Annotated in this window: 17 protein-coding genes; 9 read left to right on the plus strand and 8 right to left on the minus strand. The window is 60.1% G+C overall.

Annotated features, from left to right (window positions below; translation table 11 throughout):
- Positions 1-218 precede the first annotated feature (218 nt).
- The 5 genes from ROI90_RS02060 to ROI90_RS02080 all read left to right on the plus strand — a co-directional run bounded on the left by ROI90_RS02060 (position 219) and on the right by ROI90_RS02080 (position 8581).
- On the plus strand, positions 219-2885 hold the full coding sequence (locus tag ROI90_RS02060; protein WP_315996678.1) for an Ig-like domain-containing protein: 2667 nt from the start codon (positions 219-221) through the stop codon (positions 2883-2885).
- A 235-nt stretch (positions 2886-3120) separates the two neighbouring features.
- On the plus strand, positions 3121-4233 hold the full coding sequence (gene gmd / locus ROI90_RS02065) for a GDP-mannose 4,6-dehydratase (protein WP_315996679.1): 1113 nt from the start codon (positions 3121-3123) through the stop codon (positions 4231-4233).
- A 136-nt stretch (positions 4234-4369) separates the two neighbouring features.
- Positions 4370-5326 carry a GDP-L-fucose synthase family protein gene (locus ROI90_RS02070; protein WP_315996680.1) on the plus strand — a complete coding sequence of 319 codons (957 nt, stop codon included), beginning with the start codon at positions 4370-4372 and terminating at the stop codon, positions 5324-5326.
- Positions 5327-5364: 38 nt separating this feature from the next.
- The gene (locus tag ROI90_RS02075) at positions 5365-6600 is read left to right on the plus strand and encodes a glycosyltransferase family 61 protein (RefSeq protein WP_315996681.1); all 1236 of its coding nucleotides are present in this window, start codon (positions 5365-5367) and stop codon (positions 6598-6600) included.
- Between the two features lie 28 nt (positions 6601-6628).
- Complete coding sequence (locus ROI90_RS02080; RefSeq protein ID WP_315996682.1) at positions 6629-8581, plus strand: glycosyltransferase; 1953 nt, start codon at positions 6629-6631, stop codon at positions 8579-8581.
- A gap of 126 nt (positions 8582-8707) precedes the next feature.
- Here ROI90_RS02080 and ROI90_RS02085 read toward each other — a convergent pair whose 3' ends face one another.
- From ROI90_RS02085 to ROI90_RS02120, 8 genes are all read right to left on the minus strand, one after another.
- Positions 8708-10075, minus strand: coding sequence for a glutamate-1-semialdehyde 2,1-aminomutase (locus tag ROI90_RS02085; protein ID WP_315996683.1), 1368 nt, complete (start codon positions 10073-10075; stop codon positions 8708-8710).
- A gap of 282 nt (positions 10076-10357) precedes the next feature.
- Entirely contained in the window at positions 10358-11704 is a 1347-nt protein-coding gene (locus tag ROI90_RS02090; protein ID WP_315996684.1) for a class I SAM-dependent methyltransferase, read from the minus strand.
- Between the two features lie 47 nt (positions 11705-11751).
- A complete protein-coding gene (locus ROI90_RS02095) occupies positions 11752-13092 on the minus strand; it encodes an NAD(P)H-dependent oxidoreductase (protein WP_315996685.1) in 1341 nt (446 codons plus the stop codon).
- Between the two features lie 140 nt (positions 13093-13232).
- Entirely contained in the window at positions 13233-13784 is a 552-nt protein-coding gene (gene rfbC / locus ROI90_RS02100) for a dTDP-4-dehydrorhamnose 3,5-epimerase (RefSeq protein WP_315996686.1), read from the minus strand.
- 47 nt (positions 13785-13831) lie between these two features.
- Positions 13832-14920, minus strand: coding sequence for an NAD-dependent epimerase/dehydratase family protein (locus ROI90_RS02105; RefSeq protein ID WP_315996687.1), 1089 nt, complete (start codon positions 14918-14920; stop codon positions 13832-13834).
- 132 nt (positions 14921-15052) lie between these two features.
- The gene (gene rfbF / locus ROI90_RS02110) at positions 15053-15946 is read right to left on the minus strand and encodes a glucose-1-phosphate cytidylyltransferase (protein WP_315996688.1); all 894 of its coding nucleotides are present in this window, start codon (positions 15944-15946) and stop codon (positions 15053-15055) included.
- A 267-nt stretch (positions 15947-16213) separates the two neighbouring features.
- Positions 16214-16996 carry a WecB/TagA/CpsF family glycosyltransferase gene (locus tag ROI90_RS02115; RefSeq protein WP_315996689.1) on the minus strand — a complete coding sequence of 261 codons (783 nt, stop codon included), beginning with the start codon at positions 16994-16996 and terminating at the stop codon, positions 16214-16216.
- A gap of 114 nt (positions 16997-17110) precedes the next feature.
- A complete protein-coding gene (locus ROI90_RS02120) occupies positions 17111-18514 on the minus strand; it encodes an undecaprenyl-phosphate glucose phosphotransferase (protein ID WP_315996690.1) in 1404 nt (467 codons plus the stop codon).
- A 672-nt stretch (positions 18515-19186) separates the two neighbouring features.
- Between ROI90_RS02120 and ROI90_RS02125 the strand changes: the two genes are divergently transcribed.
- The 4 genes from ROI90_RS02125 to ROI90_RS02140 all read left to right on the plus strand — a co-directional run bounded on the left by ROI90_RS02125 (position 19187) and on the right by ROI90_RS02140 (position 24416).
- Complete coding sequence (locus tag ROI90_RS02125) at positions 19187-19612, plus strand: Fur family transcriptional regulator (protein ID WP_315996691.1); 426 nt, start codon at positions 19187-19189, stop codon at positions 19610-19612.
- Positions 19613-19950: 338 nt separating this feature from the next.
- Positions 19951-20745, plus strand: coding sequence for an SDR family oxidoreductase (locus ROI90_RS02130; RefSeq protein WP_315996692.1), 795 nt, complete (start codon positions 19951-19953; stop codon positions 20743-20745).
- A gap of 144 nt (positions 20746-20889) precedes the next feature.
- Positions 20890-21723, plus strand: coding sequence for a formyltetrahydrofolate deformylase (purU, locus tag ROI90_RS02135; protein WP_315996693.1), 834 nt, complete (start codon positions 20890-20892; stop codon positions 21721-21723).
- A 140-nt stretch (positions 21724-21863) separates the two neighbouring features.
- Complete coding sequence (locus tag ROI90_RS02140) at positions 21864-24416, plus strand: alpha-amylase family glycosyl hydrolase (RefSeq protein WP_315996694.1); 2553 nt, start codon at positions 21864-21866, stop codon at positions 24414-24416.
- Positions 24417-24477 lie beyond the last annotated feature (61 nt).

The raw sequence follows: 24477 nt of genomic DNA on the forward strand, positions 1-24477 counted from the left end.
GAACAAGCAGGAGCATCAGGTGCCAGATAACTCCTCATTTTCTACCCATTCTGCCTGAGCAATGCCTTCAAACAGCACCTTTTGCTAATAGTACGAATTCCATCCAGCTGCCTGGAACAAATTGACTCAGGAATGAATTTATCTAATCATTCCTATATAAATTTTTTCTTGCATAGGCTCGCAGAATGCAAAAAGCCCTCAGAACATCTTTTCACCTGATGACTCAACGCAACCGCTCTGGTGTCCGTTTGCTGTCCTTGACGGCAGCAGTAGTATCTTTCTTCAACCTGCAGCCCGCCGCCGTGCAGGCCCAAGGCCAGTACCCTACCAACATCACGTACTCGGCCCCCATTACCATCACCCAGGGCGGTACCTACACGGGCAACTTCCGCAGCACCGACTCCAACACGCCCTGCATCCGCATTCAAACAACTCAGCCCGTAACCATTACTGGGTGCGTATTGGTTGGTGCCGGCGACCTGATTGATGCCAAGAACGGGGGCTCCACCCTCATTATTACCAACAACAAAGGCTACGGCATTCAGCAGAGCGTGGATAACCGCCGCCACGGCCGTTTTGTGGAGGTGAATACCGGCCGCTCGGTGCGCGTGGAGAACAACTATTTCGAGCACACCTCGGGGGTTGCCCTTTACCAGTGGAGCGGCGACGGCTCGGCCTCGCAAACGCTAACGGTGCGCTACAACCAGGCCAAGAACATTGATGGGCGCTACCGCAACGGTGGGGGCCAGTACGTGCAGTTTCTGGGCCTGAACCAGGTACGCAACGTGGGCAACATGGAAATTGCCTGGAACCAGGTAATTAACGAGCCCAACAACAGCCTGGTAGAAGACAATATCAACTTTTTCAACTCCGGCGGGGTGCAGCAAAGCCCGGCCCGCGTGCACGATAACTTCGTGAAAGGGGCCTACCCCTACCCGGCCAATGGCACCAAATTCACCGGCACGGGCATGACTACGGACGGCGACGGGTCATCGGCTTCCGCTACGGCTGCCTTCATTGAAGCTTATAACAACCAGTTCATTAGCACCTGCAACGCGGCCATGAACATTGCCGCCGGCCACGACATCTACTTCCACGACAACCGCATGGTTACCAGCGGCCTGTTGCCCGATGGCTCGGCCATGAATGCCCACTACGCGGCTACGGCCGTGTTCAACGCCTATCAGCAGTCGGGCTCGGTATTCTATAACAACCGGATTCAGAACAACACCATTGGGTTTGTGAAGAACGGGTATAACGTGCCGTTTGCCAACCGCCACGACCTAAGCTCGGGGGCCTGCGCAACTTGCACCGGCACCAACCACTTGCCCAACCCCATCAACCTGCAAACGGAAGCGGGAGAACTGACCCTGTGGCAGCAGAAGCTGCAGCAGAACAACATTGCGCTGGGCGCGGGCGGCACCAATACGGGCACCAACACGGGCACTACTACGCCGGTGCCGGCCCCCGCTCCTACCACTACCACGCCGCCGGTAGCCACTACGCCGCCCGCCTCACCCTCGAACGCTACGTTTGTGCGCGCCATTAACGTGAACGGCAGCGCCACTACCATCGACGGTAAAAGCTGGGAGGCCAGCAACACCTCGGGCTTCCAAGTAAACGGCACCACCTTCGCCAACCAAGGCGTAACCCTGAATCCGGCCACCGATGCGGCCCGCGCCCAGATGATTCGTTCTTCCTCCTACGGTAATGCCCTGACGGCTAACGTAGCGGTAGTCAACGGCACCTACCTGGTGTACGCCTATGTGTGGGAAGACAACAATGCCGAAACTTTCAGCCTGGCCCTGGAAGGCCAAACGGTGCAGAGCAACTTCAATAGTGGCTCGGCAGGCAGCTGGAGCCGCCTGGGCCCCTTTACGGCTAACGTTGCGGATGGTACTGTTACCCTCACGTCTTCGGGCGGCACCATCAACCTGTCGGGTATTGAAATCTGGAAATCGGGCACCACGGCCCCGGCCAACCAGGCTCCTACGGTTAGCCTGGCGGCGGCCAGCACCAGCCTAACGGTAAACTCGGCCCTGGCTCTCACGGCTACTGCCGCCGATGCGGATGGCTCAGTGGCCAAAGTGGAGTTTTTCAATGGTGCTACCAAACTGGGTGAAGACACGTCGGCGCCTTACCAGCTGAGTTGGACGCCCACGGCTACCGGCACGGTTTCGCTCACGGCCAAGGCCACCGATAACGCGGGGGCCAGCACTACCTCCGGGGCAGTTAGCGTAGCAGTTACTGCGGCTCCGGTGGCGGCGGCAACTACCACGTTCTACCGGGCTATCAACCTCAACGGCGCAGCTACCACCCTGGATGGCAACGCCTGGCAGGCTAGCTCGGCCGGTGGCTACACCACCAACGGCACCACCTTTGCCAACCAGGGCGTGACCCTGACGCCGGCCACCGATGCGGCCCGCGCCCAGATGATTCGCTCCTCGGTGTACGCTCGTAACCTGACTTTCACGATGACCAGCGTACCCAACGGCACTTACGAGGTGTATGCCTATATATGGGAGGATAATGCCGCCCAAACCGTGAGCATTGCCCTAAACGGCCAGACGGTGCAGAGCAATCTGAACACGGGTGCAGCCGGTAGCTGGAAGAAGATTGGCCCTTTCACCACCAGCGTTACCAACGGCACGCTCACGCTCACCAGCTCCGGCGGCGACCTGAACCTGTCGGGGGTGGAAGTGTGGCGCAAGTCGTCGGGCACGGCCTTCCAGCTGCTGAACCCTTTCCAGTCCCCGGCTTCCACGTTGGCTACCACTCTCAGCCCTGCTACGGGTAAACCCGCCGCAGCTGCAGTACTACGCCCCGCGCTGCTCGCCCTGATACCAACCAGTTCGCGTCAGCGTATGGCAGCTCGCCTCGGCTGATTTAAAGCAGGAGTTTTCGGCCCTGGCCGATACCCAAACAAAAGCCCAATGCCTAGCCGGCGTTGGGCTTTTTGCTTGGGTACGCGTTTCATTTATTTACCTTAATCAATATTTAAAATAAATATTTTTATACAATAAGTTGGATATGCGGTTTATAATACAATAATTTGAAGCAAAAGTTCTACTACACCGCCTTACTGTTGACCTGTCTGTTCACTTCTCAATACGCATCTCTATGAAGCGCGCTCTAATTACTGGCATAACTGGCCAAGACGGCTCTTACCTGGCGGAACTCCTGCTAAGCAAAGGATATGAAGTACACGGCATTAAGCGGCGCTCCTCCATGTTCAACACCGAGCGGATTGACCACCTGTACCAGGACCCCCACGAGGACCACGTGCGCTTCAAGCTGCATTACGGCGACCTGACCGACTCTACCAACCTGATTCGGATTGTGCAGGAAGTGCAGCCCGATGAGATTTACAACCTCGGGGCCATGTCGCACGTGAAGGTGAGCTTTGATACGCCTGAGTACACGGCCGACGTGGACGGCATTGGTACGCTACGGCTCCTGGAAGCCATCCGGATTCTGGGCCTCACGCACAAAACGCGCATTTATCAGGCCAGCACTTCTGAGTTGTATGGGCTGGTGCAGGAAGTGCCCCAGCGCGAAACCACGCCCTTCTACCCCCGCTCCCCCTATGCCGTAGCCAAGCTCTACGGCTTCTGGATTACGGTGAACTACCGGGAGGCCTACGGCATGTATGCCTGCAACGGCATCCTCTTCAACCACGAAAGCCCCCAGCGCGGCGAAACCTTTGTGACGCGCAAGATTACCCGGGCCGCCGCCCGCATTGCGCTGGGCTTGCAGGATAAGCTGTATTTGGGCAACCTGGACGCCAAGCGCGACTGGGGCCACGCCAAGGACTACGTGGAAGCCATGTGGCGCATGCTCCAGCAGCAGCACCCCCGCGACTACGTGGTGGCTACCGGCGTAACCACCACCGTGCGCGAGTTTGTACGCCTGGCCTTTGCTGAGCTGGGTATTGAGGTTGGCTTCAGTGGCAACGGGGCCCAGGAAACCGGCTTCGTAGTGGCTTGCCACCACCCCGATTTCCAGCTGCCCATTGGCCAGGAGGTAGTGGCCGTTGACCCCACCTACTTCCGCCCCACTGAGGTTGAGCTGCTCATCGGCGACCCCACCCGGGCCAAAACCGAGCTGGGCTGGGAACCCCAGTACGATTTGCCGGCCCTGGTGCAGGATATGGTGCAAGCCGACCTGCGCCTGTTCCGCCGCGACGCCGTGCTGCTGGAAGCCGGCCACCAGATTATGTACCACGATGAGTAAGCGGTGAAATGGTGAGATGGTGAGTCTGACGGGCTGTTTGCGCCACTTGCGCAGCGTGCCCTGATTGACCGTCAGAACGTCAGACTCACCAATTCACCATCTCACCATTTCACCATTTCACCTATTCTCTCCCCCTATGGAACTCAACGCTAAAATATACGTGGCTGGCCATCGGGGCATGGTGGGCGCGGCTCTGGTGCGACGCCTGAAACAGGCCGGTTTTCAGAACTTGGTTACCCGCACCTCCCAGGAGCTGGACCTGCGCGACCAAGCGGCCGTGGAGGATTTCTTCGCCCTGGAAAACCCGGACTATGTGCTGCTGGCGGCCGCCAAAGTGGGGGGCATTCAGGCCAACAACACCTACCGCGCCGATTTTCTGTACGACAACCTGATGATGCAGAGCAACGTGCTGCGCGAGAGCCAGCGGCACGGGGTGCGCAAGCTGCTGTTTCTGGGCTCCTCCTGCATTTACCCCAAACTGGCGCCCCAGCCCATTCGGGAGGAGTACCTGCTCACGGGCCTGCTGGAGCCTACTAACGAGCCCTACGCCATTGCCAAAATTGCCGGCCTGAAGCTCTGCGAAGCCTACCGGGCCCAGTACGGCTGCAACTTCATCTCGGTGATGCCCACCAACCTCTACGGCCCCGGCGACAACTACGACCTACTGGGCTCCCACGTGCTGCCGGCCTTGCTGCGCAAGTTTTCGGAGGCGGTGGCCCTGGGCCTGCCCCGGGTGCAGGTGTGGGGTACCGGCACGCCCCGCCGCGAGTTTCTGCACGTGGATGACCTGGCCGATGCCTGCCTGCATCTGCTGCTGCACTACAACGGAGCCGAGCCGGTGAATATCGGGACCGGGCGCGACATCAGCATTCAGGAGCTGGCCGACCTGGTAGCGGAGCTGACTGGGTACGCCGGCGAAATTCTCTTTGATTTCTCCAAGCCCGATGGCACGCCCCGCAAGCTCTTGGACGTGAGCAAGCTGCACCACCTGGGCTGGCAGCATTCTATTGGTCTGCGGGCGGGCATTGAGTCCGTGCTGCAGTCGGCTGAATGGCGGCGGGCGGCCCAACTTCCTGTACCGCAGCTGGTCTAACTAGCTGGGATATAGCGTTCAACCAAACCGGTACGTGTATGCATGATGTTTTACTTCGGACGCAACGGAAGGCAGGCCGACTGCTGCGCGAGTGGCTTCCTTACAACCTACATTACCGCCCGGTGGGGGTGCACGCCAGCAGCAGGGAGCTAGCAGCCCGGCCTGGTAGCGGCGCCGCTTATTTTGGCGTGGTGCCGGCCTACACTTCCCGCCTGCACATTCCGGCAGAGTTTTACGCCCAGGCCTCCGAGTACGCCGGCCTCCATGATAAGCCCCACCCTACGGAAAATGTGCCGGCCTCTTTTGTGCTGGAGATTATTGACGGCCGCATTTACGCCGACAATTTCAACAGCGTGGCCATCATTGCGGCCGACAACCGGCTGGTGGGCGACGTCTCGTTTCAATACAGCAGCAAGCACTGGAACCTGACACCGCCCGAGGAGAACAACATCTTTCAGCAGCGCTACTTTGAGCCCCCGGTAGAGGTGCCGGGCACCATGTGCAGCCTGCTGGCGGGCGGGGGCGCAGCCAGCGGCAACTACTACCACTGGCTTATCGACTCCCTGCCCCGCCTGCACCTGATTCGGGAAGCTGGCCTGCTGGACGCCGTGGATTACTTTGTGGTGTATGATAAAACCAAGCGGTTTGTGCTGGATACCCTGGCTGCGCTGGGCATCGGGCCCGAGCGGCTGCTGGACGTGCAAACTACGCCCCACCTGCGGGCGCGCAGCCTGCTGGCTACCTCCGCCGTGCGGGGCCGCCTCACTCACACGCCCAACTGGGCCTGCGACTTTTTACGCAGTATTCTGCTGCCGCCCCCACCTGTAGCGCGCACCTTCAGCCCCTACATCTACATCAGCCGCCGCGACGCGCCGGGCCGCCACATCCTCAACGAGCCCGAGCTGGAAGCCATGCTGGCGGAGTACGGCTTTGAAACCCACGTGCTCACGCCCTACTCCCAAGCCGAAAAAATTGCCCTGTTTGCCCAGGCTCAGGTGGTCATTGCCTCCGTGGGCGCGGGCTTGGCCAATATTGTGGTGTCGCCGCCCGGGGCCCAGCTGATTGAGCTGTTCCCGCAGAGCTTCGTGGTGGCCGATTACCTGGAGTTTACCTCTCGCCTGAGCATAGGCTACCAGTTTCTGGTGTGCGGCTCACCCCACGCTAGCGCCGACCGCACCAACGCCCAGCGGGACGACCTGCGCGTGGACCTGGCCGCCCTGCGGCCCTTAGTGGAGGCCGCCCTCAACCGGCTGCCGCAAACTACGCCCGCCTAATCCTTTCGCCTCGCTTTTCCTGTTGCTTATGCCTGCCGTTTTACTTTCCGTGGTTACCTGGAACAGCGCCGCTACTATTGAGGCGTGTTTGCAGTCGGCCCTGCAGCAGACGTTCCGCGACTTTGAGCTGTGGGTTGTGGATAATGATTCGCACGATGACACCTGCGCCCGGGTGGCCGCCCTGGCTGTTCAGGATAACCGCATCCGACTGCATGCGCTGGGGCAGAATACAGGCTTCTGCGGCGGCCATAATTTCTCCCTCGACCGCACTGAGCACCCGTTTGTGCTGCTGGTAAACCCCGACGTGGAAATGGAGCCTGACTACTTAAGCCAGGCCGTGGCCACCATGCAACGTGACGCCCGCATTGGCACCGTGTGCGGCCTGCTGGTGCAAAGCACCGAGGCCGACCCGCGCATCGACAGCGCCGGCATGGTAGCCCTGCCCGATGGCCGCTACAGCCTGCGCCTGCACGGCCGGCGGCTAAGCGAAGTTGCGGACCTGGAGCCCACCTGCGTGGATGGGGCCGATGGCGCATTGCCCCTGTACCGCCGCACGTTTATTAATGATTTGCGCGTGCAGGGCGAGTTTTTCGATTCCCGCTTTTTTGCGCACAAGGAGGATTGGGACATTGCCTGGCGGGGCCAGCTGTTTGGCTGGCAGACGGTGTTTGAGCCCGCGTGCCGGGCCTTGCACCCCCGCGTATTTCAGCCCGCCAACCTGCAGCTGCGCCGCCGCCTGAATGGGGCCATCAAGGTAGATGCGGTGAAGAACCAGTGGCTGCTACTCATCAAAAACACCCCGCGCAAGCAGGCGCTGCGTACGTTGCTAAGGGCCCTGCCCCGCCAGCTGGCCATTGTGGGTTACGCCGCCGTAGCGGAGCGCAACTCATTGCGAGCAGTGAGCTACCTGTGGAAAAATTGGCGCAGCGTGTGGGCAACCCGGCAGTTGGTGCAGCACCGGGCCCGCCTGCCCTGGGAACCGGCTCTGGCTTCTCAGGAGCCCGTACTCAGCATCTGCGTGCCCACGTACCACCGCCCGGAGCTACTGGCCCGGGCATTACGCTCCATTGGTCCGTTGCCGGCCGATGTGGAGGTTATCGTTTCGGATAACTCTACCCAGAACGATGCCGGCCAACACATGACAACCCATGTACTGGCCGAGCAACCCGCCGCCCGCTGGCGCTACTACCGCAATGAGCCGGGCGGCACGGCTGCCACCAACTGGGCCGCCTGTGTGGAGCGGGCGCGCGGCCACTACATACTAATGCTGCACGACGATGATTACCTGCTGCCGGAGGCCCTGCCTACCATGCTACAAACGTTGCGTGTGGTACAGCACAAGCAGCACGCCGTGTTGTTTGGTGTGCGTGTGGTAGATGCCGCCCGCCACGAGCTGCAGCGGCAAGTGCCAGCCCGTACCGAGTACCTACCAAATCAACGGGCTGTTGGGGCCCTGCTTTCCAACTCAAGCATGGTGCGCATGCCGGCCCTGGTGGTGAGCAAGGAAGCCTACCTGCACACGGGTGGCCCCGACCCCGAGCAGCACGACACGGATGATACGGATTTGTGGCTGCGGGTATTTGCCTACGGTGGTGTACTGCAGGTGCCGGCCCTCACGGCCGCTTATTCCGTGCATGATGGAGCCCTTACCACCAGCGTTTTTCACGAGCAAAACATCCGGCTACTGCAGCGCATTTTCCGGAAAGCCCGCAGCCGCCAGCTACTACCCAAGCAGCAGCTGCAGCGCGCAGAAGCCCGGTTTTTTCACCAGTTTGTGCTGGCCGGCGCCTACCGGGCCCTGCGCCGCCACGATGTACAAGGGGCCCGCAAGGTATTAGCTCTGCTGCAACTTCCCCAGCTTCGGCACCTCTCTACTCCCCTGCCCTGGCTGCCCATCCGGCTGGGTATGCAGGTGCTGACTCGCCTCCAGCTCACGCCGCCACCGCTGAGCCGTGTTAGCTGGCTGCGTCCTTCGCTATAAGCAGGCTACCCGAACGTGGCCAGAAGCAGAAAACACTCATTAAACGACCCCTCATAAAACAGCACCAAGCCCCCGAACCCTGGCTAATCATGAAGTCAGGGTTCGGGGGCTTAGCGTTAATAAAAACTAGTTATACAGGCGGTACACTACTTTGAGCGGGCGCCCGGCCAGGTACTTCTCCACGCCCTCATCCAGGGCCCGGCGGTATATCTGCACTACTTCGTGCAGGCGGTCTACCGTCTGGTCGATAATGGCGTTGGTCATGGAGTAGTTGGTGATGAAGGATGGACAGATAAGACCGCGCCGCATGGTTTCCTGCAGAAACAAAGCCCGCAGCGCCTGCGAGGGTTGCCCGGCCGCGTCGCAGGTGGCGTAGGTGAGGCAGCAGGGCCGGCCCAGCAACTGCAGGTGGGCCTGCAGCCCCTGGTGGGCAATGGCCTGGTTGAAGCCAGTTGCCAGCCGCTCACCCAGCGCGTAGAGGCGCTCCACTACCGGTTCCTGCTGATACACGCGCATCACGGCGCGGGCGACAGCCAAAGCGTGGGTTTCGGCCCCGTAGGTAGTTGACAGCAGAAATACCCGCTCATGTGGGTGCTCCAAGCCGCCACGTTCCATCAGTTCCCGTTTCCCAGTTAGCGCCGCCAAGCTGAAGCCGTTGCCCATGGCCTTACCGAACGTGGACAGATCAGGGCGGATGCCGTGGCAGTGCTGGGCCCCTCGGTTGTGCCACCGGAACCCGGTAATGATTTCGTCGAAAATCAGCACTACTCCTTCGCGACGGCACAGGGCCTGCACTCCAGCCAGGTAGCCCGGCAGTGGGGGCTGGTCTTTTTCTACTTCCATGATTGCGCAGGCCACCTGCCCGGGGTGCTGCGCCAACAAGATTTCCAGGCTACCAAGGTCGTTGTAGCGGAAGCCAAGGCTGAGTTTTTGAACGGCAGCCGGAATACCGGCGTGCACGGGCGTGGTGGCCATAAACCAGTCATCAACCGAAAAAAACGGATGGTCCTGACACACGGCTACCAGGTCGCGGCCAGTATACGCCCGGGCCAGCTTAATAGCGGCGCTGGTTACGTCGGAGCCGTTTTTGGCAAACTTCACCATGTCCCCGGCCCCGGTAAATTTCAGAAACTCTTCTGCCGTTTCCAGCTCCAGCAAAGCCGGGCGGCCAAAGTTGGCGCCCAATTCCAGCTGGCGCTGGGCAGCCTGCACCACCGGCGCGTAGGCGTGGCCCAGGGTTACGGAGCGCAAACCGGCCCCAAACTCCACAAACTGGTTGCCATCCACGTCCCATACGTGCGTACCCTGGCCACGCACCAGGTAAGGCGCCATGCCCTCCGGAAACTGGTCGTCGCCTTTGGCGTAGGTGTGGCTACCTCCCGGAATTACAGCGTTGAAGCGTTTTTGCAGCAGCGTTGAGCGTGTAAAGCGGGGCCACCTTAGCCCTGGGTTGGCAGGCGGCGCTGGTGGCTGTGGCAGGTGTTCCAGCATCATGAGCAGAGTTGTGTTGCGACGCTTTTCAGTGGAAAAAGTACCCGAGCTGTTTGCTGGCCCAACCGCCGCCCTGCGGCCTTCCAGCTCAACGCCTCGGGTGAGCTAAATGGCTGGGGCATCCATATGGCCGCGCAACGCGCCATGTCTGGCTGTACCGGACACGGCCACCATGAGGAGACGAACGGCTGCGGAAACGAAAGGCAGAACTACTTGGCAGGAGGAAAACAGTGTACCCAAACTGCGTTAGGTGAGCAAAAGCGGTCCGCCGTTGCGCTTCGGGCGTCAATCAAACACCTGCACCGCCGGAATGGGTACCACAAAGCGCCCACCCCACTCCCTGATATCCTGCATCTGCTCCATAATCTCCTCGCGCAAGTTCCAGGGCAGAATCAAAACGTAGTCGGGGCGGGTTTGCCGGATGCGGTTGGGGTGGCAGACGGGAATGCGGGTGCCGGGCAGGAAATTGCCCTGCTTGTGCGGGCTCACATCCACGGTATAGTCCAGGAAGTCAGTACGAATGCCGCAGTAGTTCAGCAACGTATTGCCCTTGCCCGGCGCGCCGTAGCCCACTACTGTTTTGCCCGCCCGCTTCGCCTCCAGCAGAAATTCGAGCAGCTTACGCTTCGTCTCTTTGGCGTTTTCCTCGAAGTGAGCATAGTAGCTCAAGTCCGTAACGCCGGCCGCCAGCTCCAGCTCCCGCAGGCCGGCCACCCGGCTGGTTATTGGGTGACACTGGGAGGCCGTGTGCCGGGCATAAATGCGCAAAGAGCCGCCGTGCGTTGGTAGCTCCTCCACATCAAACAGCGTGAGCCCGTGGTGGGCAAAAATCTGCTCCACGGTATAGAACGACAGGTAGCTGAAATGCTCGTGGTAGATGGTATCAAACTGGTTGCCTTCCATCAGGCGCAGCAGGTGCGGAAACTCCATGGTAATCACACCATCGGGCTTGAGAAGCAGGTGCATGCCCTCCACAAAGTCGTTGATGTCGGGTACGTGGGCCAGTACGTTGTTGCCCAGCAGCAGATCGGCCTGCCCGTGTACCTGGGCCACGTAGCAGGCCGTATCGCGCCCAAAAAAGCGCACCAGCGTGTTGATGCCCTTGGCCTGGGCGTGGCGTGCTACGTTGGCCGCCGGCTCAATGCCTAGCGCCGGCACCCCCTTCTCCGTAAAGTACTGCAGCAGGTACCCATCGTTGGAGGCTACTTCTACCACCAGGCTGCTACTGGTGAGGCGGAACCGCTCGACGACCAGCTCGGTGTAGCGGCGGGCATGGCGGAGCCAGGAGGCGGAGTAAGAGGAAAAGTAGGCGTAATCGTGCTGAAAAATGCGTTCTGAGCTCACAAACTCATCCAGCTGCACCAGAAAACAGGACCGGCATACTCGCGCGTGCAGGGGATAAAACGCCTCGGCCCGGTTAAACTCATGGGGCCGCACGTGGTCCTGACACAAGGGCGAGGTACCCAGGTTGACGAAAGTAAAATCGAGGGGAGCCCCGCAAAAGCGGCAGGGGCTGGCGGGCGGCTCAATGGGTCCAAGCAGCGCATCAGCCTCCAACGATACGGCAGACGGCGCACTGAGGGGAGAAAAAGCCACCACGGGCAAGAACGGGGTAACCGGTTCCGTGGTCATACGAGGGGAGGAAGATAGAGAAAGGAGCCTAGGCCGCTGAGGGCAGCTTAGAGAACAGAGCGGACACCCGAGAGGATGGCAGTAGCGGAGTACGAGCGGAAGTATTCTTCCTGCTCACGGCGGAGCTGGTCAATCAAGCGGCCTTCGGGCAGCAGCACATCGTCGTAGGTAAGCACCTGGTCCTGGGGCACATCATGGCGCAGAATACAGCCTTCGGCTACACCTATCGGGAGCAGGTTTTCGCGCTGGGCTACGTCGGCGTTTTCGGCCAGGCCGTAGGTGTGATAGTGCCCGATACCGTCCAGCACCTGCCCGGCGTGCAGGGCAATTTTGGCCGCCGTTACCACCTCCACGCACATGGGGCCAGCCGGAGCAAGGGCGGCGTCCTGGAACAGCACGGCCCGGGCTACGGTAGTCGGGGTTTCAAAGTGGCAGAGATGGTAGGGCGTGTGGAAGCAGTATAGCGGCCCGGGGCCCAGCTTGTACAGCTTCAGATAATGTTGCTGCACGGGGTCATCAATAGTGCCCAGCACAAACACGCCGGGGCCCGGCTCTGCGCCCACTACGTAGTCTACAATACCGGGGCCGCCGCTCAGCAGCAACTCCTGCGGGTACCACTCGGCTGCTTGGGTAACGGGCGTGCCCGGCGCTACGGTGGGGCCCAGCATTCCGCGCCGGGCCACCTGCATGCCCAAGGCATTGGCAATTACGGCCTGCTCAAAACTGATTTTGCTGCCATCGGCGAAGCTGGTAACCATGCTCGGGTTCTGGCCCCACTGCCGGGCAAAACCCTCCTGAGTGGTGGGGTTGCGGTAGGGGTCGTGCAAGCCTTTGATGTTGCCGCACAGCACCGGCGTAACGCCCAAGCCCTTCACGAAGCGGGCCAGGTTGAGCGTAACGCCCGGCTGGTCGCCATCGGATACGGTGTACACCACGCCGGCGCGGTCGGCGTACACTTTCAGAATCGGGCCCACGGTGCCATCCAGCTCGGCGTTCAGTAGCACAATGTGCTTGCCGTGCCGAATGGCTTCCAGTACCACCCGAGCCCCGTGCTCTACGGCTCCGGTTACCTCAATAATGGCCTCAATGCCGCTGGCCCGGCTCAGCAGCAGGGCATCGTCCGTAATGGCGGGGCGGCCCTGTTCAATACAGGCTTCCAGCTGAGCCACGGTGCCCACTTCCGTCACATGGGGCACACCGGCCTCGGCGTAAATAGCGCGGGCCTTATCGGGGGTACGGTTGGCAATGGCTACCAGCTCCATCCCGGGTACGTAGCGGCAAATCTGGCGGGCTACTCCCCGGGCCATAAAGCCCGCGCCTACCATGGCCACGCGTATGGGCCGGCCTTCCCGCTGCCGTTTTTGCAAGGCAGTATCAATGATGAGCATATGCGAGCGTATCTGAGTGAGTAAGGAACTGAATAGCCGAATGGGAAAAGCAGCGGAAGCCCGGCGCGGCCCCGGCTCACTTGAAGCCGCGCCGGTATTCGCACCGGCGGGGTAAGCACGCCACCAGGGCGCGTACTGCATTATGCTACCGGCTCGGGCACCCGCAGCTGAAAATCGGGGTGGCATTGATCCTTCCCGGAAATCAGGGTGGGTGCAATGGGCCACTGAACGTTGATGGCGGGGTCGTTCCAGCGCAGGCCCCGCTCGTAGCCCGGCGCATACTTAGCCGATACCTGGTAGCTCACGTCGGTGTTATCCTGCAGTGTGAGGAAGCCGTGGGCAAAACGGCCGGGCACGAATAGCATCCGAAACGAGTCGGCGGTAAGCTCCACGCCCAACCACTGCCCGTACGTGGCCGACTCTTCCCGCAAATCCACGATGACATCGTAGATGGCGCCGCGGGTGCAGCGCACCAGCTTGGTTTCCTCGTGAGGGGGCAGCTGGAAATGCATGCCGCGCAGGGTGCCCCGTTGGGGGTTAGAGGAGACGTTGGACTGCAGCGGCGGCATCAGAATGCCGTGGGCGGCAAACTCGTCCTCGCACCAGGAGCGGGCAAAAAAGCCCCGCTCATCGGCCATGCGGTCAACATCAATAATAAAAGCCCCGGCAAGTTCCGTTTCGGTAAAAATCATGACAGTGGTGGTTGGTTGGAGTAGTTGAGCGGTAGAGCGCGGGGAGACTAGGCGAGCAGAGCAGCCGGCACAGGCCGAGTACTGCCCGCGCGGGCCCAGTTCAGGTCGTCGCCCAGCTCCTGCGTTTCGCGCAGGCGGGTGAGTACCCGCAGGCGCATCAGCTCCGAGGAGCGGAAGCTGGCGTCCCGGAAATTCATGGCCAGCAGTCCGTCGCGCAATTCGGCAATGGCATCTACCAATGTGCGGCGGGGCTGGTGGTTGGGGGCCAGCTCCTGGTATAGGCTGAAATCCACGCGGTAGGAGCGTTTGTCGGGTGGGGCATCGGCATTGAGGCTTACGCGGGTACCGGGCAGGGCATCGGCCACGGCGTAGGCCAGGTCGCGCACCTGGTAGTTCCAGTGGGCCGAGCCAGTGTTGATAGCCAGAAAGTTACCGCCCACCTCGGTGGGCCGGCCAATGGCCCACTCAATAGCCCGGGCCATATCCTGCACATGAATCAGGGGTCGCCAGGGCGTACCGTCACTCAAAATGCTGATTTCGCCCGCCGCTACGGCTCCGGCCACAAAGTCGTTCACCACCAAATCCAGGCGTAGCCGCTCACTCCAGCCGCAGGCCGTGGCAAAGCGCAGGCAGGTCACCACAAACTCATCATCGGCCAGGGGGCGTAGGTCCTGCTCACTCAATACCTTGGAGCGGGCGTAGGCCGTGAGCGGGTTGAGCTGGGAGCTTTCGGTTTTGGCCCCTTCGCCCCCGGCCCCGTACATGCTGCAGGAGGAAGCAAATACAAAGCTGCTTACCCCGGCGGCCTTGGCCTGGCGGGCCAGTTCAATGGTAGCGTGGTAGTTCACGTCCAGCGTTACCTGCTCATAGGTCTGGCCCATAGGGTCGTTGCTGATGGCGGCTAGGCTCACCACGGCATCAACGCCCTCTAGCAAACCCTCGGGCAGGTGGCGCACGTCCCCAAAAATCTGCCGGTCCAGGCGCGACTCCGGCAAGCGCGTGGCCCCCGTCAGGCAGTGGGCGAAGTAGCCCATGTCAAAGCCAATCAGCTCAGCGTGCGGAAACTGCTGACGCAGGTGGCGCACTACGCCAGGGCCCACATAGCCCATATTGCCCGTGATAAGAATGCGTTGCATGTTAAGTAGGGTGTGAGGGTATGAAGGTGTGAGGGTAGGAAGTGACGGTAGACAGTACAATGGATGCGGACGCCATGCATGTAAAGGCATCAACTCTTACCACCCTACCCGCACACCCTCTTTCCCGATGAATTAGTCGGCGGGCATAATGGTGGGGGCGGCCACCCGCTCACTGAGCGGGGCCACCAGCGGCGAGGCCAGAATTTCGGCCAGTACGGGGTCGGGTTCCAGGGGCTCGGGGGCGTTGTCCCACACCTTCCATTTGGCCCGGCCCTGCTGCCACATTTCCTCCAGCATGTTTTTGTCGCGCAGGGTGTCCATGGGCTGCCAGAAACCGGTGTGGCGGAAGGCCGCCAGGTTACCTTCCTGGGCCAGGCGCTCCAGTGGGGCCTTTTCCCACACGGTGTCGTCGTCGGGTATGTAGTCGAGCACGCCGGGCTCCAGCACAAAAAAGCCGCCGTTAATCCAAGGCGTTTCGCCGCCCTCCGGCTTTTCGGTGAAGGAGCCCACCAGGCTGTTTTCGTCGCTGAGGTTGAACACCCCGAAGCGGCCGGGCTGGCGCACGGCCGTAAGCGTGGCCAGTACGCCCTGCTGGCGGTGGTAGCGCACGGCGGCGCGCAGGTCAATATCCCCTACTCCGTCGCCGTAGGTCAGGCAGAAGGTTTCGCCCGGGGTGAGGTAGTCGCGCACCCGGCGCAGGCGGCCACCCGTCATGGTTTCCTGGCCGGTGTCTACCAGCGTCACGGTCCAGGGCTCGGCGTGGTTGCGGTGAATCTGCATCTCGTTGCGGTCCATGCGGAACGTCACGTCGGAGTTGTGCAGGAAGTAGTCGGAGAAGTACTGCTTGATCATGTGGCCCTTGTAGCCGCAGCACACCACAAAATCCCGAATGCCGTGGTGGGCGTATATTTTCATGATGTGCCACAGAATGGGCTTGCCCCCCACCTCCACCATGGGTTTGGGCCGCACGCCACTTTCCTCGCTGATGCGGGTGCCGTAGCCGCCCGCCAGAATGACTGCTTTCATAGAAGTAGAATTGAGAAATGCCGCACTAAAAAAAGACGCGCAAGAAGGCCCATCCACCGCTGCTTAAGCGTTTTACACGATGGGCTAAGGTTTCTGAAATATAGCGTTTATTATAATATTGTCAATATTTTTTATTACTATTTTTTATAATAAGTAAAATTTAAAGCAGAATAATCTACTCATACAGATACACCAGCTTGGCTTGCCCCGAATGCAGGCAGTAGCGGGTGGCACGCAGTACGGAGCGGGTGGGAAAGCCAGAACTGCTCAGGCAGTGGCGCGGGGCACGGGGCGGCCCACCAGTTGGGCCGTGGCCCGGCGGGCCAGCAGATACAGAAAGCGGGAGTTGGTAACCAGGTACCGGCGCCAGAGCCGGCGGGGCTCCAGCCACAGGCGGTACGCCCATTCCAGCCACAAGCGGCGGGCCCAGGCCGGCAGGCGCGGCTCCAAGCCGGCGTACACCGGAAACGCCTGGCCCACTCCCAGCATGCACGCCCTGATCTGGCCCCGGTGCGCGGCCATCCACCGCTCCTGCCGCGGGCAGCCCAAGGCCACAAACAGCAAATCGGGGTCAGCGGCGTTTATAGCGGCTATTTCGGCGGCATCCTCGGCAGGCGTGAGGGCTCGGAATGGCGGTGAGCAGGTACCCACAATGCGCAACGTGGGCAGCTCGTGTCGGGCCCGGGCTACCATGGCCGCCAGCACCGCTTCGGTAGTGCCGTAAAAGTAGACCGACTGTCCGCTTTCCGCTGCCGCTGCCAATAAAGCCGGCAACAAATCCATACCCGCTATACGGGGCTGGGGCGGTGTTCCTGGGTTCAGCCAACCTACCGAGGCCGCCACCGGACTGCCATCGGGGGCTACCAGGGCGGCTTCGCGCAGGATCTGCCGAAACCCAGCATCCTGCTGAGCCTCTACTACCATATGCACATTGGCAAAGCACACATAGGCAGATGCGCGCATGGCCCCCAGCCGCAGAATGGCCGCCACAAACTCAGCCGGGGTACCGGTGGAAATCCACGAATCCAGCAGGGGCAGCTTGGGCAGCATTAGTGAGATGGTGAATTTGTGAAGTGGTGAAGTGGTGAAATGAAGGCGGACTACTGGCGTCAGCTGTGCAGGTGCAACGGCAAACTCACCATTTCACCACTCACTATTTCACCGCTAGTAGGCGTTTTTCTCGCCGCGCAGCATGTTCCAGACGGTCAGGAAGATGATTTTCATATCCAGCCCGAATGACCAGTTCTCCACGTACTTCAAGTCGTACTCCACCCGTTTTTCCATGGTACCGGCTTCGCGGGTTTCGCCGCGGTAGCCGTTTACCTGGGCGTAGCCGGTGATGCCGGGCGTTACGGCGTGGCGCATCTGGTAAGTGCGGATGTGCTTGCTGTATTCCTCCAGTTGCGAAATCATGTTGGGCCGGGGCCCCACTACCGACATATGGCCCAGCAGCACGTTGAAAAACTGGGGCAGCTCATCGAGGTTGTACTTGCGCAGGTACTGGCCCACGCGGGTAATGCGCGCATCGCCTTTGGTGGCCTGCAGTTCTGTCTGGCCGTGGTCGGTGCGCATGGTGCGCAGCTTGTAGCACGGAAACAGTTGGTTGCGCTTGCCCGGCCGCATCTGCTTGAAAAATACCGGCCCCGGCGAATCAAGTTTAATTAGCACGGCCAAAGCCGTAAGCACCACCGGAAAAGCCAGCAGAATAACGGCCAATGAGAAGGCAATGTCAAACACCCGCTTCAGCGCCAGGTTGGTCCGGATGCCCAGCGGCTCGTGGCGGATGGTGAGGATGGGCAGGTGGTCGTAGAAATATACATTCACGTCTTTACGGACGGTGCCGCGAAAATCGGGTACAATACGGAACGCTAAAAAATGGTCGTCGGCGAAGCGGGACAAATCCTCAATCAGCTGCCGCCGGTCCAGGGGCATAGCAAAGTAGATTTCGTCAATCTGCTCCTGCAGGCAATAGTTTTTCAACTCGGCCAAACGCCCCTGCACCAGAGGGCGCAACTCCGTAGACAGCGAAGCGGGCGTATCCGTGAAGAAGCCCATGAACTGGTTGGCAATAGGGTCGTGCGACTCCAGGAAGCGGTACAGCTCCTGCCCGCTTGGGCCGGCACCCACTATTACAAAGCGGCTGTTTGGCCGGGCGAAGTGCTGGTGATAAGCCCGGTACAAAAACGTAAGCAGAAATCGACCGGCCACCACCGCCGTGGTTGATAGGCTATACACCGAAAACAGATACTCAGCCGGCGGCCAGTACAGGTGCAGCACTACCACTACTAGCAGGACCACGCTGGCGTGCAGCGCAAACGTGCGCATCAGGTACAGCAGCTTTTCCGGATAGGTAATGAGCCGGTCGGTGCGGTAGATGTTCGCAAACTGGCCCGACAAAATCCACCAGAGCAAGGCAAAAATGGCAAAGAATAGCGGGTAGTAGCCGTTGAAATGCCAGCTGCCCAGGTGCTGGTAGCCTGCCAAACGAAAGGCCCCGAAAATCAGCAGCACATCTACCACAGGTAGAATGATGCGGGAGGTATCAGTATAGTGCCGGTAACGTTCCATGGAGCAGGCAGTAGAGGTATGCGTAAAGTACTTAAGCAGACCGGGTGGGAACGGCTCAGAGCGAGGCAACCTTTGTTTCTACAAAGGAAGTATTATATATGTTTTAAACAATAATTTTTAGAACTTTTTAACATGAAGAGCATATAAATAATCAGAATGATTCAGTTAATGCCTTACTGTTTCCCAAACGGATGAGCACGTCTAAGGTTGGGAATGACGAGGTTGGCCAGCAGGCTCTTGCCCACGCCTGCTCTGCGGTAGCCAGGTACAAGTCGGTACGCTAGCTCACGTTTACCGCTCCCGTGCTTTCGAAAAGTCGGCTAACTGCTTTTTTGCCAGGAAGCTGGGCATTTGAATAGAGCAGAGCACCACCTTACCTAGTGCTATGCTGCAATGGCAGTATATACTGTGCACGCCTAACCAGTTGAAATACAGCAGATATAACACACAACCGCATATTTAACCTTCGTTTTTCAATACTTTATCGAGCTTTTTCGTAGTTTCGTCTTGCCAGGCAGTTACAGGTGTGTGTCTGTTGGCAAGAGCCTCCTATTGCAACACGAAGGCCTCAACTCAGTAGTTGAGGCCTTTTTTGCGGGCACTAATCCCGTAGTGGGCAGGTTGTTAGCTGAACGCACGCTAGCCTGTAAAACTGCCTATCTTTGTACCACCATGGCCATTCCCGACCGGATTTCTCAGACTCTTACCCGTCACAAGCTGCGCCACACGCCTGTGCGCCGCGCAGTGTTGCAGGTACTGTCGGTTTCGCCGTTTGCCTTGTCGGGCCACGAGGTAGAGCAGCAACTTGGCGGCGAGGTTGACCGCATCACCCTTTACCGTACCTTCAAGACCTTCGAGGAAAGCGGCCTGATTCACCGCGTAATTGATACCAGTGATACGGTGCGCTACGCAGCTTGCTCTTTGGAGTGCAATGCTCACGCCCACTCCGACGACCATGTGCATTTCAAATGCACCAACTGCCAGCACATTTACTGCCTCAACCAGGTGGCCATTCCGGCCGTAACGCTGCCAGCTAAATTTCAGGCCCAAACCCGCAACTATTTGCTGGCGGGCGTCTGCCAGGACTGCCAGCCGTAGCTAACCAGAGGCGGAGGCTTCTCCGCGAGTACTCCAGGCATCACATCTTTTCTCCTGTCTCCCAACCCGCGGGGCATTCCGTTTGGCTGCAGGCAGCAGCATGCGCTGTACAGAAGCTAGTTTTAGCTCGAAACCAGTTTCATCAGCTTATCTGGGAGTAGCTCATCTGCGGTTGAGGTTAGCTAACAATATTTTGTTTCTGCCAGTCCCCAGGCTTTTCCTTCCGTATTCCTTCTCAGATAAACTCCTGCGATATGAACACGGAATAGAACGAACCGCGCCCTACCAATAGCGAAATTAACCCCAAGCCCACCAGCTACCCCACCGCCGAGGGTAATATGCAACAGCAGCCCGACTGGGATATGTCGAGCTACCAGCCGGCGGGCAAGCTGCGCGGCAAAGTGGCCCTGATTACCGGCGGCGACTCTGGCATTGGGCGGGCGGTGGCACTGGCCTTCGCCATGGAAGGTGCCGATGTAGCCGTTATTTACCAGACCAACGCCGAAGACGCCGCCGTAGTGGGCCGGGCAGTGGAGGCCCAGGGCCGCCGGTTTCTGGCTATCCAGTGCGACGTCCGCTCCGCCACTGAGTGCCGGGAGGCGGTGCGCCGCACCTACCACGAGTTGGGTGGCTTCAACATTCTGGTTAATAACGCGGCCTACCAGATGGGCTACGAGAATTTTGAAACTATTCCGGAGGAGAATATTCACCGCACCTTCGATACCAACATCAAAGGATACATTTTTATGGCTCAGGCAGCCATTCCCTTTCTGAAAGAGGGTGACTCCATCATTAACACGGGTAGCATTGCCGGGCTGCTAGGCAACCCCCACCAGATTGACTACGCCAGCACCAAAGGCGCCATCCACACCTTCACCAAAGGCCTAGCCGCTTACCTGGGTGAAAAGAAAATCCGGGTAAATGCCGTGTTGCCTGGCCCCGTCTGGACGCCCCTGATTCCGGGTACCATGCTGGAGGAAGACCTCAAGAAATTTGGCGACGCTACCCATTTGGGCCGCCCCGGTCAGCCCGAAGAATTAGCACCAGCTTACGTGTATTTTGCCTCCCAGGATGGTAGTTATGCCACTGGGGCGCTGCTGGAAGTTACCGGCGGCATGCCCAAAGGCAGCTAACCAGTTCTTACTATCACTCTTGCAGGGGCTCCGCGCGCAGCGGGGCCCTTATCATTTGGGGTTTTAAGTTCCGGAGGACTGCTACGGGGGCCAGTTACCCCAACATTGCCCGTATCTTGCGAGTCGTATTTTTTGCCCAACCGCATGGTTCATTTTCTGCTGATTGACTGCCCCGACGAGCCGGGGCTGGTGTTTCGTATTACCGAAGTGCTGTACCGCCACGGCCTCAATGTGCTGCGTAACGGCGAGTTTGTGGAACGCGAGGATAACCACTTCTTTATGCGCACTGAGTTTGACGGGCAATGTGAGCCGGAGGTCTTGTTGCGTGATTTGACTGCGGCCCTGCCCGCCACGGCCCGCATCCGGCTGCGCGACAGCCGGGCTCGGCGCATTGTAGTGCTGGCTACCAAGGAACATCATTGCCTTTCCGAGTTGTTAGTGCGCCACTTCTTCGGGCAGCTGCAAGCTGAAATACTGGCCGTTATTAGCAACCACGACAACCTGCGCGAGCTGACGGAGCGCCTGAACGTACCCTATCACCACATCAGCGCCGAAGGAATTTCCCGGGAGGCGCACGAGGCCGCCGTACTCCAGCAAATTGCGCACTACGAGCCCGAGTTCGTGGTGCTGGCCCGCTACATGCGCATTCTGTCGCCGGAGTTCGTGACCCATTTCCCAGAGCGGCTCATCAACATTCACCACAGCTTTTTGCCCGCCTTTATTGGGGCCAGCCCCTACGCCCAGGCCTATGCCCGAGGGGTAAAAAGCATTGGAGCCACCGCGCACTTCGTCACGGATCAACTCGACCAAGGGCCCATCATTGCCCAGAGTGTCATCCCGACGGACCACACCCAGAATGCCCACGATATGGCCCAGGCCGGCCGCGACGTGGAGAAGCTCACTCTGGCCCGGGCCCTCACGCTGGTGTTCCGGGAGCAGGTGGCCGTGCACCGCAACAAAACCATTGTGTTTGAATAGAGGCGGCCTCTGTCTGCTACCTGTTCAGCTCGCCTGGTTCCAGCACCCTACTGGTTTCAGGCGAGCTTTTTTTACGGCCTGGCCACTTGCTTTCGTGGTATCTTTGAAGCCTTTTCCTTCGCCAACTTGCTCTTTACTGAATGAAATACTTCTGCCTGCTTTTACTACTGCTGAGTAGCCTGGGAGCCCGGGCCGTGCAGCTTACCTTCCGGGTAGATATGCGCCAGCAGACGGTGGCTGCCGGCGGCGTACACGTGGCCGGCAACTTTCAGGCCGCTGCTGGTTACCCCGCCGACTGGAACCCCGCTGCCACCCTGCTCACCGACCCGGATAACGACCGAATCTACGAGGTGACGGTTAACCTACCGGCCGGCACCTACCTCTACAAATTTGTGAACGGCAACGCCTGGGGCGGGGCCGAGCTGCCGCCTGCCGCCTGCGGCGTTACGGATGGCAGCGGCAACGTGAACCGGCAAGTGGTGGTGGGCAGCAGTGCGGTGCGCCTGCCGGTGCTAGCCTTTGGGGGCTGCAACACCCAGGTGCGCTTCGCCGTGAACATGCGCGGCCAAACCGTGGCCCGAACCGGCGTGCACGTTATTGGTAACTTTCAGCCGCTGGCCGGCTACGGCCTGGAAGGCGACGCTACCGCCCTGCCCCTCACCGACGACAATGGCGACGGAATTTACGAGGTGCAGATTTCCTTGCCCGCCCCCATCCGGTTTCAATACCGCTTCGTGAACGGCAACGCGCTCAGCGGCGTGGAAACCGTGCCCACCGCCTGCGGCACCGCCGATGCCAGCGGCACCCTGACCCGCGTGTTTGACGCCACGGCCGCCGTGAATACCATGCCGGCCGTGTGCTTTAGCACCTGCCAAACGTGCACGCCCTCCCTCACCGAGTACACCACGCACTGGTGGAACGATGCCGTGTTCTACGAGGTATTTGTGCGCAGCTTTTACGACAGCAACGGGGACGGCAAGGGTGACTTTACGGGCCTCACCCAGAAGCTCGACTACCTCAATGACGGCAACCCCGCCACCACCTCCGACCTGGGCATTACTGGCATCTGGCTGATGCCCATGATGGAAAGCCCCAGCTACCACGGTTACGACGTGACCAACTACAAAGCCACCGAGCCCGACTATGGCAGCATGGCCGAGTTTGAGACTTTCCTGACTGCGGCTCACCAGCGCGGTATCAAGGTAATTATCGACTTGGTGCTCAACCACTCCTCCGACCAGCACCCCTGGTTTCAGCAAGCCGCCAGCAGCCCCACCAATGCGTACCGGGACTGGTTCCGGTGGTCGAATACGGTGCTGGGTACGGGGCCGGGCAACGGCACGGTATGGCACCCGCGCAACGGCAGTTACTACTACGGCGTGTTCTGGAGCGGCATGCCCGATGTGAACTGGCGCAACCCCCAGCTGAAAGCCGCCATGTGGGATGCCTCCCGATTCTGGCTGCGCAAAGGCGTGGATGGCTACCGCCTGGATGCGGTGAAGTACCTGGTAGAAAATGGCAATACCCTAGAAAATACACCCGAAACCCTGAGCATCCTGGAGGAGTTTCATGACTCGGTACGGGCGGTAAACCCCAGTGCCTTTACCATTGGGGAAGCCTGGACAAACACGGCGGCCGTGGTGCCCTACGTGCTCAACCAGCGCCTCGACGCCTGCTTTGAGTTCGACCAGGCCGCTGCCATCATCAGCAGCCTGAACGCGGGCAACCCCGCCGCCCTGCGCACTCAGCTTGGTGTGGTGGACCGCTCTTACCCCAAGCTGCAGTATGGCACCTTCCTCACCAACCACGACCAGAACCGGGTACTTGACCAGTTGGGCGGCAACTTGGCCCGCATGAAGCAGGCCGCCGCCCTCTACCTCACGCTGCCCGGCGTGCCTTTTTTGTACTACGGGGAGGAAGTAGGCATGCAGGGTTCGGGGCCAGATGAGGACAAGCGCAAACCCATGCAGTGGACGGCTGGGGCGCAAGCGGGCTTTACCACCGGCTCGCCCTGGCGCGGCATCAACAGCAACTACGGCCAGTTCAACGTGGCTACCCAGCAGGCCGACCCCGCTTCTCTGCTCAACCACTACAAGCAGCTCATCCGGGTGCGCAATAGCCAGGAGGCCCTGCGCAAAGGTTACTTGCTGCCCCTTACCTCTCCGGCCAACTCGGTACTTAGCTATGCCCGCGTGCACCAGCAACGGGCGGTACTGACGGTAGCTAACATGGGCACCTCGACCAGTCCCGCACTTTCCCTGGCTTTATCAACGCTGCCGGCCGGCGTATACCAAGCTACGGAGCTGCTGACGGGGCAGGCAGCCGGCACCGTTACACTCGATGCCCAAGGCGGCTTCAGCAGCTGGGCCCCTAACCTGGCGACGCTGGGCACCAACCAAACCTGGGTACTGCAGCTGGTACCCACACAAATTACGGCTACCGCCGGCGCAAGCGGAGCGTTTGCATCCCAGCTCTACCCCAACCCCGCTACTCAGTTGGTGACGTTGGAGCTGCCTACCACCGCACCGGCGCAGCTGCTGGTATACACGGTGCAGGGCCAGTTGGTACGCACCGTTTCGCTCAATGGCCGCCGCCACACCCTCGATATAAGCACCTGGGCCAATGGCACCTACTTGCTGCGCATTCAGAGTGGCGCGGCCATAGTTGTGCAGCGGTTGGTGGTGGCGCACTAAAAGCTCCCCGCCCAAAACGCACCACGCCCACCGGCTGCTCAAGCTGGTGGGCGTGGTGCGT

It is taken from the genome of Hymenobacter endophyticus (assembly GCF_032464715.1).
Lineage (GTDB): Bacteria > Bacteroidota > Bacteroidia > Cytophagales > Hymenobacteraceae > Hymenobacter > Hymenobacter endophyticus.

What these genes read in the sequence shown, in the direction of transcription:
- ROI90_RS02060 (WP_315996678.1), top strand. Translation starts at nt 219, where the DNA reads ATGACTCAACGCAACCGCTCTGGTGTCCGTTTGCTGTCCTTGACGGCA.
- gmd (WP_315996679.1), top strand. Translation starts at nt 3,121, where the DNA reads ATGAAGCGCGCTCTAATTACTGGCATAACTGGCCAAGACGGCTCTTAC.
- ROI90_RS02070 (WP_315996680.1), top strand. Translation starts at nt 4,370, where the DNA reads ATGGAACTCAACGCTAAAATATACGTGGCTGGCCATCGGGGCATGGTG.
- ROI90_RS02075 (WP_315996681.1), top strand. Translation starts at nt 5,365, where the DNA reads ATGCATGATGTTTTACTTCGGACGCAACGGAAGGCAGGCCGACTGCTG.
- ROI90_RS02080 (WP_315996682.1), top strand. Translation starts at nt 6,629, where the DNA reads ATGCCTGCCGTTTTACTTTCCGTGGTTACCTGGAACAGCGCCGCTACT.
- ROI90_RS02085 (WP_315996683.1), bottom strand. Translation starts at nt 10,075, where the DNA reads ATGATGCTGGAACACCTGCCACAGCCACCAGCGCCGCCTGCCAACCCA.
- ROI90_RS02090 (WP_315996684.1), bottom strand. Translation starts at nt 11,704, where the DNA reads ATGACCACGGAACCGGTTACCCCGTTCTTGCCCGTGGTGGCTTTTTCT.
- ROI90_RS02095 (WP_315996685.1), bottom strand. Translation starts at nt 13,092, where the DNA reads ATGCTCATCATTGATACTGCCTTGCAAAAACGGCAGCGGGAAGGCCGG.
- rfbC (WP_315996686.1), bottom strand. Translation starts at nt 13,784, where the DNA reads ATGATTTTTACCGAAACGGAACTTGCCGGGGCTTTTATTATTGATGTT.
- ROI90_RS02105 (WP_315996687.1), bottom strand. Translation starts at nt 14,920, where the DNA reads ATGCAACGCATTCTTATCACGGGCAATATGGGCTATGTGGGCCCTGGC.
- rfbF (WP_315996688.1), bottom strand. Translation starts at nt 15,946, where the DNA reads ATGAAAGCAGTCATTCTGGCGGGCGGCTACGGCACCCGCATCAGCGAG.
- ROI90_RS02115 (WP_315996689.1), bottom strand. Translation starts at nt 16,996, where the DNA reads ATGCTGCCCAAGCTGCCCCTGCTGGATTCGTGGATTTCCACCGGTACC.
- ROI90_RS02120 (WP_315996690.1), bottom strand. Translation starts at nt 18,514, where the DNA reads ATGGAACGTTACCGGCACTATACTGATACCTCCCGCATCATTCTACCT.
- ROI90_RS02125 (WP_315996691.1), top strand. Translation starts at nt 19,187, where the DNA reads ATGGCCATTCCCGACCGGATTTCTCAGACTCTTACCCGTCACAAGCTG.
- ROI90_RS02130 (WP_315996692.1), top strand. Translation starts at nt 19,951, where the DNA reads ATGCAACAGCAGCCCGACTGGGATATGTCGAGCTACCAGCCGGCGGGC.
- purU (WP_315996693.1), top strand. Translation starts at nt 20,890, where the DNA reads ATGGTTCATTTTCTGCTGATTGACTGCCCCGACGAGCCGGGGCTGGTG.
- ROI90_RS02140 (WP_315996694.1), top strand. Translation starts at nt 21,864, where the DNA reads ATGAAATACTTCTGCCTGCTTTTACTACTGCTGAGTAGCCTGGGAGCC.